Below are 12,227 nucleotides of genomic sequence, written 5' to 3' on the forward strand. Positions count from 1 at the left end.
AAAGTTATTAAGCAAGTGGTAAGGACATGAACGTCTCGAGGAAAGAAACAATGGAAGCCAGCCTGAACGAAATCGACGACATGATCGTTCATGAAAAGATGCAGGCAGCGCTGGAATACCAGAACGAAGCTTGGGCGGACGGTATGGCTGACGGCATCGAACCCGAAATCATCGCCGATGCAGCCATTGCCCATGCAATTCGTGAGACGATCCGGATTCAAGGGGAACAGGGCGCCGAAGCCTTGCTCGAATCGCTGCGTGAACGCATGCTCGCTGGCGAATTCTCTCCGAACCGAACCCTGCAATAACAACCAGAGATTGCTTATGCGTATCTTTCCAGGCAATGCGCTCACCTGTTCCATTGCCTCCTTCGCTGCCGTAACCCTGTTTTTGGGCAGCACCGTTTTGCCGCTACCGGCGAGCGCCTTTTCTCAGCTCAATCCGCCGGCCTCCCAAGCGAAAGATACAGTAAATTCTGCACAGCAGAAGAACGAGAAACCGATCGAGCAGGCGCTGGAAGCGCCGGCCAACAATGCGCTGCCGACGCCCGACCCCTTGATCAACAAGCAGGCTGCACAGAGCAGCGGTAGCGCTTCCAGTACCGGCAAATCGGTCGAATTCCTCTTCGATATCGATAAGGCACCCGAGGCGGTAAAGAAGCTCCGTACGGCCATTGTGGAGGCTGCCGCTTCCGGCGATCTCGAGCGTCTGCGTCCGCTGATGAATGTCGGTGGCGGCCTTAAACAGACGCAGGTCAACGCCGACGATTCCAGTGAAGATCCGATTAAGACACTGCACGATCTTTCAGGTGATCCCGACGGCATCGAGATCCTGTCTATCCTTCTTGACATAATGTCGACGGGCTTCGCTCATGTCGGCCAGGGAACACCCGACGAAGTTTATGTCTGGCCCTATTTCGCCGAGAAGGACATCAAATCGCTCTCCACTCCGGAGAAGGTTGATTTGATGCGTATCGTGACGGCCGGTGACTATGCAGATATGCTGGAATTCGGCGGCTATAATTTCTATCGCGTCGGCATCACGCCGGACGGCCGCTGGAAATTCTTCACCTCGGGCGAATGATCCGGCCGGGGAACTTGCGGTTCCCCGCCGAAGGCCCTACCTCTGCGTGATAGGCAAATCAGCGGAACCATCATGCCAGCCGTATTCCTCAAAGAGCGCTCCTTTATCCGCATCACTGGCGCGGAAGCAGAAGCGTTTCTGCACAATCTCATCACCACCGATCTCGTCTCGCTTGGCACCGATGAGGCTCGCCCCGGCGCGTTGCTGACGCCGCAAGGCAAGATCCTGTTCGACTTCATGATCTGGCGGGATGGCGCAGGGTTTCTGCTCGAAACGGACACGGTGCAGCGGGAGGGCCTGCTCAAGCGGCTCACCATGTATCGCTTGCGTGCCAAGGTCGATTTCATCGCGGAGGACATACAGGGGGTTACGGTCGCCTGGGGAGACGCCGCAGCGGAAGGTCCTAAGGATAGCCGCTTCGCGAAGGCGGGCATTGTGCTGACGCGGACGGTCGGCGAGCACGGCAGCGATTCCGAGACGCTCTATGATTCGCTGCGGATCACCAACGGCATTGCCGTTTCTGGCCTCGATTTCGCGCTACAAGATGCGTTCCCGCATGATGTGCTGATGGATCTGAACGGCGGTCTCGGCTTCCGCAAAGGCTGCTATATCGGCCAGGAAGTGGTTTCCCGCATGCACCATCGCGGAACGGCGCGCAGGCGTGTCGTTATCGTCAGCGGCGGCACCGAATTGCCGCCCTCCGGCACGGAGCTGACCGTCGGCAGCAAGCCGATCGGAACTCTCGGCTCGACCGTCGGCAATATGGGCCTTGCCATCGTCCGCATTGACCGGGCCGGCGAAGCCATTGCCGAAGAGGCTCCGATAAGGGCTGGCGATATCGACGTCACCGTGTCTCTGCCGGCCTGGTCCGGCCTCTCCTTCCCCGCTCGCGCCGACGAGGCGTCGGCATGACATCGGCGACGACTGCGCGCGCCTGGCAGCGCATGTTATCTGGACGAAGGCTCGACCTGCTGGACCCGTCGCCGCTCGATGTCGAGATCAGTGACATTGCGCATGGGCTTGCCCGTGTCGCGCGTTGGAATGGCCAGACCTCCGGCGATCACGCCTTTTCGGTTGCGCAGCATAGCCTTGTGGTGGAGGCGATCTTTCGTCATCTCAATCCAGCAACGCCGGACGAACTACTTGCGGCCTTGCTGCATGACGCACCGGAATATGTGATCGGCGACATGATCTCACCGTTCAAGTCCGTCGTCGGCGGCGATTACAAGGTCGTGGAGAAGCGGCTCGAGGCGGCGATCTACCGGCGCTTCGCCCTCCCCCCGCATTGCGCGCCGAAGCTCAAGGAAAAGATCAAGAAGGCCGACACGATCTCTGCCTATTTCGAGGCGACGCTGCTTGCGGGCTTTACGCCCGACGAGGCGCGCAAGTTTTTCGGTCAGCCGCGCGACATCACGCGCGAGATGCTGCCGATCGACCCGATGCCGGCAATCGAGGCACAGCGGCTGTTCCTCAGGCGCTTCGAGGCGATCGAAGCGGAACGTGCCACCATGAGGATCGGCGCGTGACCAGGATCGTCGTATCGCCGCTTGCGCGCATTGCCGAAATGGCCGTTCACCACGGCGCACGCGAAATGATCAGCCTGATGGCCAAGGAGCACAGCTTCCACCGCCCCGCAGTCATCCAGGCGGATCGGCATCTGCTGCTCCATATGAATGACATCAGCTTTGCCGGAACGGGAGATCTCGTTGCCCCGCAGGAGGCACATGTTCGCGCCATCATTGATTTCGCTACCGGCTGGGATCGAAGCGCGCCATTGCTCATCCATTGCTGGATGGGCGTCTCCCGCTCGCCGGCGGCAGCACTGATCGCGGCATTGGCCGTTCACCCCCAGCAAGACGATCTGGCGCTGGTGCGCCGGCTGCGAGCAAGCTCGCCATTCGTGACGCCGAATGCCCGGCTGGTTGCCATCGGCGATGAGCTGCTGGGGCGCCAGGGGTGCCTGGTCGCGGCAGTCAAACAGATCGGCCGCGGCGCGGATGCCGACGGCAATGCGCCTTTCACATTGTCCTTGGACAGTTAGCACGTCGACGGCCATCAAATCATCGCCGGCAGGCACGCCAACAACAGAGCCATCGCTGCCGAACACTGACCGCTTCAATAACTGGACTCACTTTCGCTTTTCTGGCCGCCGGGCCCCTATTGAATGACGGCACATGCGAGACGCTTGCCGGCGCCGCCGACGGGCTGGCTGCGGTAATCGTCGGACTCCGCGTGAATCATCAAGGTGCGGCCGCGAATGCCGTCTTTGCCATTCAGCGATACCATGCCGTTGAAGACCTGGGCGCGCAGCTTGCCATCCTGATCGACATACTGGTTGGGCATATCGCCGGCGTGCGGCCCGCTGGCGGCCAGAAAGCCATGTTCCGCCTTGGTGGGGTTGAAATGACCACCAGCGGACTCGAAGCCGTGCGTATGCTCACACCGGCTATTTTCATGAATATGGAAGGCGACCCAGCGATTGGCAGGCATGCCTGACACTTCCATCTCGATCAGCACACCCTTCTTACCTTCGGTCAACGTCGCCCGACCGGCTGGCTTGCCGTCAAGGCCGACAAAATCGGCTGTTGCGGTATTTTGACTTTGGGTTTGTGCTGCTACCGGCGAAGCTGCGGCAAGAGCAAGAATTGCAACGATCATTGTCCGTTTCATGGAACACCCTCCCTGTTCTGCGGGGCTATTGCCCAACGCATGGCAGGCATGACGGTTCCGGCGACCGAGGAAAAGACCGTGCATCAAAATGATAAGGCAACCTGCCGGCGTTCCGGCAAGTTGCCTCTCGTTGGATAAAAGTGCCTGTCAGGCCGCCACGCTATCGGCCTCATATTGGCCGTAGGTGCTATTGTAGGCATCCATCGGCGACAGCAGATCAAGATCGTAGAGGACATTCGATTCTGGCGACTTTGCTGTGGAGGCAGCGTCGGCGCTGGGCAACTGCATGAGCTTGGCGATCAGGTTGCCTAACGCGCTGCTCGAACCATTGGCAGCGGCACCGGTATCGTCGGTTTCGAGAATGCCGGGGCGCTCGGCCGCCGCGCGCTCCCCTTCGCTCAAAAGACCATCGCCATTCGAATCAAGGCGCGAGAGCGTGCCTCGATACGGATAGGAGCTGTTGGATATGGAAGAAACATGGGACATACAAACCTCCTAGGGTAGGAGCCGCCTCATGCGACGTCGTTTGTACACAGTACATTCAGAGCTAAACTAAGAATTGCTATTAAGCTGCTTCGCGCTGCCGGTAAAGACAAATTGTTAATGAGTATTAACCATAGTTCTCAAGCGGTAAATCCAGGCTTCCTAATATTCACTTTATGGTTCCTTGTCAGGCAATCCGGCATAATCCACTGGAATCATAGGCAAATCCGGCTATCCAGCCTTACTCGATGAGCCGTTTCGTATATGGTGTGACGGATTGCCCATGGAGGGGACATGATGGAATTATTGCCGCTCGTCATCCTGATTGTCGGTATCGTGGTGTTGCGAGGCCACAACCTGAGGATAAAGCAGCTGGAGGCGCGCGTTCAGGAGCTGCAAAACGCTCTCGCGGGCAAGGTGCTGGCAGCGGATGTGGACGAATCGATTCCGACGATCGATTCGGGGACTCACGCCATCGAGCTGCCTCTCGAAGACGAACCAGAAGTTGCGACCGAAGGTAGTTCCATGCCAGATATCGGGAAACCTGCCCTCGCCGCACGCGACACGGCTAGTGACGAGGCTACTCCTCTGGCGAGCCGTACCTCCACCGCACCGAAGGAAAACCTGGAGAGTACGATCGGCGCACGCTGGGCCGTCTGGGTCGGTGGTATCGCGCTGGCACTCGGCGGCATCTTCATGGTCAAATATTCGATCGAGAGCGGCCTTCTTAGCCCCGGCGTGCGGCTGGCTCTTGCGGCACTCTTCGGCCTTGTCCTGATTGTTGCGGGCGAAGTGATCCGCCGTCGGGCCGCGCCGGTGCTCAACAATGCCTTCCAGGATGCGATGATCCCCGGCGTCCTAACGGCGGCCGGTGTCGTCGCTTTGTTCGGTTCGACCTATGCGGCGCATGCCATCTACGAATTCATCGGCCCCGCGACCGCCTTCATCCTTCTCGCGCTGATCTCGCTTGCTACGCTCGGGCTATCGCTGCTGCATGGGCAAGCGCTTGCGGGCCTCGGCCTGCTGGCATCGATGGCGACCCCTGCCCTGATCGCTTCGACTGCGCCACGTCCCTGGATACTCTTCGGCTATCTCGTTCTGACCTGGCTTGCAACTCTGCTGGCGTCGCGCTTGCGCCACTGGCTGATCGCGCCATCCCTAGCAAACGGGCTGCTGAGCCTCTGGCCGCTTCTCTACATTACCTTCAGCCCGGTCGTCGATCTGACGCCGGTGACGTTCAGCATGCTGGCGCTGATCGGCGGCACTATCTTCCTCTGGCCGGGACGCTATTCAGCCTCGGAAGCGGTTAAAGAAGACACGGCAATAACACCGCCCGGAGATATGCCGCAACAAGTGAGCGCCGGCATGGAATGGGCGGCGTTTCTCGCCCGACAGCCCCTCGGCATGACGCTGACGGCTGCGATCGGCGCCCTCACAGTAGCGCTCTGCATCGTTAGCCACAGTCTTCGATATGGTTATCCCATTGTCGATGCGACATTCATGTTTGCGGCGATCGTTGCAGCGGTTGCAGCCTTCGGTGCCGGGCGGCTGCATGCGGCGTGGGCAACGATCCTGTCGGCCATCGTCGCTGTCATTGGCACATCGGGCATTCTGACTAACTGGATCGCCGGGATCGAATCCACAGGTGCGGATGGAACCGTCAACCTGCAAAGCACGGTGATCTATGAAGTACTCGGCCTGGGCGCCCTCTTCGTACTGATCGGCGCCTTCTTCCTCCGGCGCTTCGCCCAGGCGGAGAAACCCTATGCCGCACTTTGGAGCCTCGTCATGGCCGCCACGCCGCTGGCGATCGCGACGATCAGCTTCGTCAACTTCGGCAACTGGACGCTCGACTGGCTGCATGGGCTTTACGGCATCGGGCTGGCGCTAGTTCTCGCCGGGCTTGCAGAGTGGCAGGATCGCCGTGACGGAGAAGCGTTGAAGCTGCCGACGAATATCCTGGCGGCCGGCTCTTTTGCAGCCGCAGTCTTCGCCCTGCATACGCTTGCGCATCATGCCACCGCGACCATCCTGCTGCCGGTTCTCGGCATCGCCTATCTTTTGGCGGGACGCCTGCGCAATTGGCCGGCTCTGCCATGGACCATGGTTGCCGCTCTGGTCCTCGCCATGGGTCGCATCGCCTGGCAGCCGACGATCGTCGATCCCACGGAGCTCGGCACGACACCGGTCTTCAATATGCTGCTTGCCGGCTATGGTATTCCGGCGGCTCTTGCCGTCCTAGCTGCCTTCATTACATGGCATTCGCCGAGCCTGCGGCTGCGCAATGCATTGCAGGCGCTCGCCTGCTTCCTCGTATTGCTGACGATCGCCATTCTCGTGCGCCATGCCATGAATGGCGGCGTCCTGAACGATGCAGCTCCGACACTTGGGGAGCAGTCGATCTACACGCTGCTGGCAATCGGTGCCTCTGCGACGCTGATGGCGCTCGATCTCAGCGCGGCGAGCCCTGTCTTCCGTTACGGCGGCATGACGCTCGGTGTCATTTCGGTCGCCATGATCCTAACCATGCATCTACTAGGACTGAACCCGTTCATGACGGGTGAGAGCACGGGGCGCATCCCGCTCTTCAACCTGCTGCTGCTCGCCTATCTTCTGCCTGCCGCCGCCTATGGCGGATTGGCGCTCTTTGCCCGCAACCGACGCCCCGTGCCTTATGTCATCATGTTGGCTTTGGCTGCGGCCGTCATGGCTTTCGCTTGGGCCACGTTGTCGGTGCGCCGCTTCTGGCAGGGCGAATATATCCCGTTCTGGAACGGCTTCGTCCAGGGCGAGCTTTATTCCTATTCCGTCGTCTGGCTGCTGATCGGCATCGCGCTACTCGGGCTCGGGACCCGCTTCGAGGCACGGAGCCTGCGCATTGCCTCGGCGGTGCTGGTCTTCATCGCCGTCGTGAAGGCCTTCCTGATCGACATGGCAAACCTCGAAGGTTTCCTGCGAGCGCTGTCCTTCATCGGCCTCGGCGCTGTGCTGATCGGCATCGGCCTCTTCTACCAAAAGATCCTGACGCGTAAGAAGGCCAAAGCCGCGGAGTGATTGCGGCTGATACATTGACCCGGTAGGACATGAAACCTGCCGACTGATCATTCCGGAGCGAGTGCGACAATGGATACCGACAAGATGGCGCAAGCCTTCGCCCCGTTCGAAGCTCTGGCGGCGGATCTCATTCCGCACGCCGCGGATGGCGATGACGGTTCGCACGATATTGCCCATATCCTGCGCGTCTTTCGCAACGCCATGGCCATCAAGGCCGAGGAAGGCGGCAATGCACTGATTCTCGCCGCCGCCGTGCTGCTGCATGATTGCGTCGCCGTGGAAAAGAATTCGCCGCATCGCGCGCAAGCGTCGCGGCTTGCGGCCGAGAAGGCTTCACACATCCTGCGACAACTTAACTGGGCGGATGAGGACATTGCGGCTGTCGCGCATGCGATCACCACGCATAGTTTCTCCGCCAACCTGCCGCCGGAAACACTGGAAGCGAAGATCCTGCAAGATGCCGACCGGTTGGATGCCATCGGCATGGTCGGCGCTGCCCGCTGTTTCTACATTGCAGGCCGTCTCGGTTCTGGCCTTTACGATCCGTTCGATCCCCTTGCGACGGAGCGGCCGCTTGATGACAAGCGCTTCGCCATTGACCATTTCGAGACAAAACTGTTCAAACTTGCGGATGGATTCCAGACCGAGACCGGAGCCAGATTTGCCGGAGCACGGCATGACCGGCTGAAGACCGTGCTGGCAATGTTCATCGACGAAATCTGAGGGCCAATCATGCGCATCAGCGATCTTTTCATCTATCCCCTCAAGAGCGCCCGCGGCATCGCCATTCCGTCCGCGGCCATCGACGCCTTCGGTCTTGCGGGTGATCGTCGTGCCATGCTGGTCGACCCCTCGGGCAACTTCATCACCCAGCGCGAATTGCAGGCACTGGCTCGAATCGACATCCAGCCAGCGCCTTCCCATCTGCGTCTGAAGATGGAGGGTAAGGCCGACATCATCGTGCCCCCGCCGCACCCGGACAACCGCATGGACATCGTCGTCTGGAAATCAGCCGTCAACGCCTCCGTTGCCGACGAGGAAACCAATAAGGCTCTGTCGACCTGGCTTGATCGCGAGGTCAGGATGGTGTTCTTCGACAGGCTCGCGAAGCGCATCGCCAACCCGGAATGGGCGGGCGGGGATACGCCTGTTACGTTTTCCGATGGCTACCAGATTCTGATCACCACCACCGGCTCGCTGAAGGCGCTCAACGCCGACCTTGCCGCTCATGGCGAAGGCGCCGTCGGAATGGAACGGTTCCGCCCGAATATCGTCATCGATATCGACGAGGAATGGCCGGAGGATCGCTGGGCTGCCATCGAGATCGGCGGCATCCGCCTCGACCTCGTTAAGCCGTGCTCGCGCTGCATCATGACGACGCAGGACCAGCAGACCGGATCGCGAGATGTGCCGAACCCGATGCCCGCCATGGGCCGCATCCGCATGTCGGCCGACCGGCGCGTGCCCGGGCCGCTCTTCGGCTGGAATGCCGTACCGCGTGGCGAAGGTACGGTGAAGATCGGCGACACGGTGACGGTGCTTGAGAAACGGCCGGAGGGTTGGGCCATCAAGCGGCGCTAAGAATACCCCATACCGCTTTCTGCTCAGTTTTTGGCAACAAGGCTTGGCGATACCGTGGCATCATCAGGCAAAGCGGCGGCAACCGCCTTCAAAGCCGCCTGCATAAAGCCATCGCGGGCGGCGGCGATCTCGATGCCCCGCGGTTCGTAGACATGGCGATGCAGGAAGAAGCCGGTCAGGCGGAAGGCGGCGGAAAGGCTTTCCCGATCTGCGGCGATCATGGCCCCGGTCGTCAAAAACGGCGGCAATGCCAGCATCTTGTCTGCCCAGGGCATACCGGCTGCCCGGCAAACGGCACGCCCGGATTTCGGCGAGACGAAAGCCAAATCTTCACGCACACCCGTTGCCGCGCATTCGGTCAAATCGAGGCCGAAGCCGAGGTCGTTCAGCACGGCAAGTTCGAAGCGTACAAAGAGTTCGCCTGCATCAGCGGGGTTTTGCAGGTTTTCCAGAATGACATCGAGCGCATCGTAGAGATGCGGATGCGGATCGCGCTCCGGCAGCAGCCGCAGCAATGCGGCCATCGCCTGCACGCCATAGACGGCGGTCGCGGTCTCCATCAAACGTGCGGCCCTGAGCGTCACCGGCTCCATACGAAACTCGCCGAGATGTTCATGCAGCCTGGCCCGCCAGGTGACCTCGACGAGATTGCCGGCCTGCAGCACCGGTTGCATGGCACGCGAGCGGCCGGACCGAACCAGTCCCATATGGCGACCGCGGGCACGCGTCATCACCTCGGCGACGACGCTCGTCTCGCCGAGACGTTTGACACCCAGAATGATCGCATGGTCCTGCCATTGCATCGGCCGGCTGCCCCGAAAGATTCCTGCGATTCGAGTTTAGGACAAATGGCTGCGGCTGTCACATGGCGCGAGAGGAGCCGCCAGCCAGCGCCTCGACAAAGAGACGCATGGCTTGCTCGTCGAAGGGCTTGTTCAAAAGCGGCACATGCCGCAGATCGGCCGGAAAATCGAGCGTATCGGAATAACCGCTGACGAAGCCGAAGGAAATGCCGCGCTCCATCAGCAGTCTGGCAAAGCCGAAGCTTGTCGACTCCCCAAGATTCACATCAAGCATCGCAAAATCATAATGTTCGGAATGGATCGCGTTGACCGCCTGTTCCAAATTCGAAGCAATCTCAATCTGTTGGATGCCTACAAGACGGAGGATTTCCTCAGTCTCCATTGCGATAATGAGATTGTCTTCCAGTATAAGCACGCGCTGAAACGTCATATCAGCGCCATCCCTGCACGTATACGCCAGCTGGCGCCGCCCGTAAAAAGTCCCGCATCGATCCCTCCGGCGCCAATCATCGGCCCGTATTGAATGGATGGTTTGCTCCATCCGTCTCGGCTCAGTCTCTTGTGACATGACTTGCCTCCAACCCGCTTCGCACTTTTTGCACTGCGGTACTATGGGCTCGTCACCATGCTCCAATCGCTTTTGTCGCCGGGGTTAGTAAAAGGTGAAACTGGTAGAAAAGTGACGATAATAATACTCTATGCTGATACAGTTATTGCCGGCATTTAAAAAAGACATGCCGTTTGCTAAAAAGGCCGCGCCTAAATGAAAGGGCGCCTGCCCGAATCAAAGCCGTCCCAGCCTGCAAGTTTTGCAAGGCCGTCCCCATCCAGAACCTCGCAGCCCTTCTCCTGCCAAAGGAGCAACCCTCGAGCCGCCAGCTTTTTCAAAGTCTTATTGGTATGGACGACCGAAAGGCCAAGTGTGTCGGCGACATGCTGTTGCGTGATGGGGATGACCTTACTGCCGTTGAAAAGGCGCAGCGTGCTGGCGCGCTGGTGCAGATATGCAATGAGATAGGCTGCCCGCTCCATTGCCGAGCGGCGACCAACGCTCAGAAGATGTTCATCCAGAATTCGCTCCTCTCGCGAGGCAATCCAGGTCAGATCATAGGCCAGCGAGGCATGGGAATTATAGAGCGTCATCAGCTCCGTGCGCTCGAAAACGCAGAGCGATACTGGCGAGAGCGCTTCCGTGGAATGCTGCATCTCGCCCATGATCGACCCCTGCAATCCGATCAGATCGCCGGGCATCACGTAATTCAGGATTTGGCGGCGGCCATCCTCCAGCGTCTTGTATCGAAAACCCCAGCCGGAGAGGATGGTGAAAAGGTGAGCACTATGCGCGCCTTCGAGGAAAATCGTGGCGCCGGCATCGACAAGGAGCTCACCCTTCTTGAAGCCGCTGACGAAATTTAGCTCGTCGCGCTCGAATTCTCGGAAATGCGGCAGCGATCTTAGTGGACATTGCTGGCAGGGCGTGCGTCGCCCATGCACCGTCGCTGCTGCCTTCGCCATGAAACACCCCTCAAATTACAGCGACAAACACAATATGCCCAATAAGCCACTGTAATATTAAGCGTTGCAGGAACGCAAACTCTCGTCAATGCGGGAAGTCGAGGCCCATTTCTCGGAAGCGCTCGGGATCATCCCCCCAGTTTTCACGGACCTTCACGAAGAGGAAGAGGTGCACGGGCTGCTCCAGGATCGCGGAGAGTTCCTTGCGTGATGCGGTCGAGATCGATTTGATCGCTTCGCCGCCCTTGCCGAGAGCGATCTTCTTCTGGCTTTCGCGCTCGACATAGATCACTTGTTCGATGCGCACGGAGCCGTCCTTGCGCTCTTCCCACTTTTCCGTTTCGACATGCGAGGAATAGGGAAGCTCCTGATGCAGGCGCAGAAACAGCTTTTCACGGGTGATTTCGGCGGCAAGCTGGCGCATCGGTAGGTCGGAAATCTGATCTTCGGGATAATACCAAGGACCTTCCGGCAGGGTCTTTGCCAGATAATCCATGACGTCGTCGCAGCCGGAGCCGTTTTCCGCCGAGATCATGAAGGTCTGCTCGAAGGCGATCTTCTCGTTGGCGGCGGCGGCAAGCGCCAGCAGGTCTTCGCGGCGAACGCGGTCAATCTTGTTCAAAACGAGGATCTTCGGCTGGGGAACATCCTTCAGCCCTTCCAGGATAGCCTCGGCATCGCCGCGCAGACCGCGTTCGCTGTCGATCAGCAGCATAATGAGATCGGCGTCCTTGGCGCCGCCCCAGGCGGACGTCACCATGGCGCGATCAAGACGGCGGCGCGGCTTGAAGATGCCGGGCGTGTCCATGAAGACGATCTGCGCGTTGTTGTGAATGGCGATGCCGCGCACTATGGCACGCGTCGTCTGCACCTTGTGGCTGACGATCGAGACCTTTGCGCCGACGAGCCGATTGACGAGCGTCGACTTTCCGGCATTGGTGGGGCCGATAAGGGCAACAAAGCCCGAATGCGTCGGGCCGATATGTTCAACCGCGCCGGCTTCGGCTGAGGTGTCCTGCTGATTGGTCATTTGCTACT

At 59.7% G+C, this 12,227-nt stretch carries 14 protein-coding genes; 8 read left to right on the forward strand and 6 right to left on the reverse strand.

Annotation, left to right across the window (positions count from 1 at the left end):
• Positions 1-50: 50 nt before the first annotated feature.
• The 5 genes from ACYJRZ_RS13760 (at position 51) to ACYJRZ_RS13780 (ending at position 3,124) form a co-directional block, all read left to right on the forward strand.
• Positions 51-308 carry a hypothetical protein gene (locus ACYJRZ_RS13760; RefSeq protein WP_015339315.1) on the forward strand — a complete coding sequence of 86 codons (258 nt, stop codon included), beginning with the start codon at positions 51-53 and terminating at the stop codon, positions 306-308.
• A gap of 16 nt (positions 309-324) precedes the next feature.
• A complete protein-coding gene (locus ACYJRZ_RS13765) occupies positions 325-1,083 on the forward strand; it encodes a hypothetical protein (RefSeq protein WP_459459506.1) in 759 nt (252 codons plus the stop codon).
• A 72-nt stretch (positions 1,084-1,155) separates the two neighbouring features.
• A complete protein-coding gene (gene ygfZ / locus ACYJRZ_RS13770) occupies positions 1,156-1,995 on the forward strand; it encodes a CAF17-like 4Fe-4S cluster assembly/insertion protein YgfZ (RefSeq protein WP_459459508.1) in 840 nt (279 codons plus the stop codon).
• Positions 1,992-2,609, forward strand: a complete 618-nt coding sequence (locus tag ACYJRZ_RS13775; RefSeq protein WP_459459510.1) for a YfbR-like 5'-deoxynucleotidase — start codon at positions 1,992-1,994, stop codon at positions 2,607-2,609. Before ygfZ ends, ACYJRZ_RS13775 begins: the two co-directional genes overlap by 4 nt.
• Complete coding sequence (locus tag ACYJRZ_RS13780) at positions 2,606-3,124, forward strand: tyrosine phosphatase family protein (RefSeq protein WP_459459512.1); 519 nt, start codon at positions 2,606-2,608, stop codon at positions 3,122-3,124. Before ACYJRZ_RS13775 ends, ACYJRZ_RS13780 begins: the two co-directional genes overlap by 4 nt.
• A gap of 116 nt (positions 3,125-3,240) precedes the next feature.
• Here the strand turns inward: ACYJRZ_RS13780 and ACYJRZ_RS13785 are convergent, their stop codons facing one another.
• Positions 3,241-3,753: a superoxide dismutase family protein gene (locus tag ACYJRZ_RS13785; protein WP_459459514.1), complete on the reverse strand. Its 513-nt coding sequence runs from the start codon at positions 3,751-3,753 to the stop codon at positions 3,241-3,243.
• Positions 3,754-3,900: 147 nt separating this feature from the next.
• On the reverse strand, positions 3,901-4,239 hold the full coding sequence (locus ACYJRZ_RS13790) for a hypothetical protein (protein WP_459459516.1): 339 nt from the start codon (positions 4,237-4,239) through the stop codon (positions 3,901-3,903).
• Positions 4,240-4,533: 294 nt separating this feature from the next.
• Here ACYJRZ_RS13790 and ACYJRZ_RS13795 point away from each other — a divergent pair, with 294 nt between their 5' ends.
• The 3 genes from ACYJRZ_RS13795 to ACYJRZ_RS13805 all read left to right on the forward strand — a co-directional run bounded on the left by ACYJRZ_RS13795 (position 4,534) and on the right by ACYJRZ_RS13805 (position 8,871).
• Positions 4,534-7,290 carry a DUF2339 domain-containing protein gene (locus ACYJRZ_RS13795; RefSeq protein WP_459459629.1) on the forward strand — a complete coding sequence of 919 codons (2,757 nt, stop codon included), beginning with the start codon at positions 4,534-4,536 and terminating at the stop codon, positions 7,288-7,290.
• A 69-nt stretch (positions 7,291-7,359) separates the two neighbouring features.
• A complete protein-coding gene (locus tag ACYJRZ_RS13800) occupies positions 7,360-8,013 on the forward strand; it encodes an HD domain-containing protein (protein WP_459459518.1) in 654 nt (217 codons plus the stop codon).
• Between the two features lie 9 nt (positions 8,014-8,022).
• Complete coding sequence (locus tag ACYJRZ_RS13805) at positions 8,023-8,871, forward strand: MOSC domain-containing protein (RefSeq protein ID WP_459459520.1); 849 nt, start codon at positions 8,023-8,025, stop codon at positions 8,869-8,871.
• A gap of 23 nt (positions 8,872-8,894) precedes the next feature.
• Here the strand turns inward: ACYJRZ_RS13805 and recO are convergent, their stop codons facing one another.
• From recO to era, 4 genes are all read right to left on the reverse strand, one after another.
• Positions 8,895-9,674, reverse strand: coding sequence for a DNA repair protein RecO (gene recO / locus ACYJRZ_RS13810; RefSeq protein WP_459459522.1), 780 nt, complete (start codon positions 9,672-9,674; stop codon positions 8,895-8,897).
• Between the two features lie 58 nt (positions 9,675-9,732).
• Positions 9,733-10,104 carry a response regulator gene (locus ACYJRZ_RS13815; RefSeq protein WP_459459524.1) on the reverse strand — a complete coding sequence of 124 codons (372 nt, stop codon included), beginning with the start codon at positions 10,102-10,104 and terminating at the stop codon, positions 9,733-9,735.
• 329 nt (positions 10,105-10,433) lie between these two features.
• Positions 10,434-11,189: a Crp/Fnr family transcriptional regulator gene (locus ACYJRZ_RS13820; RefSeq protein ID WP_459459526.1), complete on the reverse strand. Its 756-nt coding sequence runs from the start codon at positions 11,187-11,189 to the stop codon at positions 10,434-10,436.
• An 85-nt stretch (positions 11,190-11,274) separates the two neighbouring features.
• Entirely contained in the window at positions 11,275-12,219 is a 945-nt protein-coding gene (era, locus tag ACYJRZ_RS13825; protein ID WP_459459528.1) for a GTPase Era, read from the reverse strand.
• Positions 12,220-12,227 lie beyond the last annotated feature (8 nt).

Source organism: Rhizobium sp. No.120, from assembly GCF_054558365.1.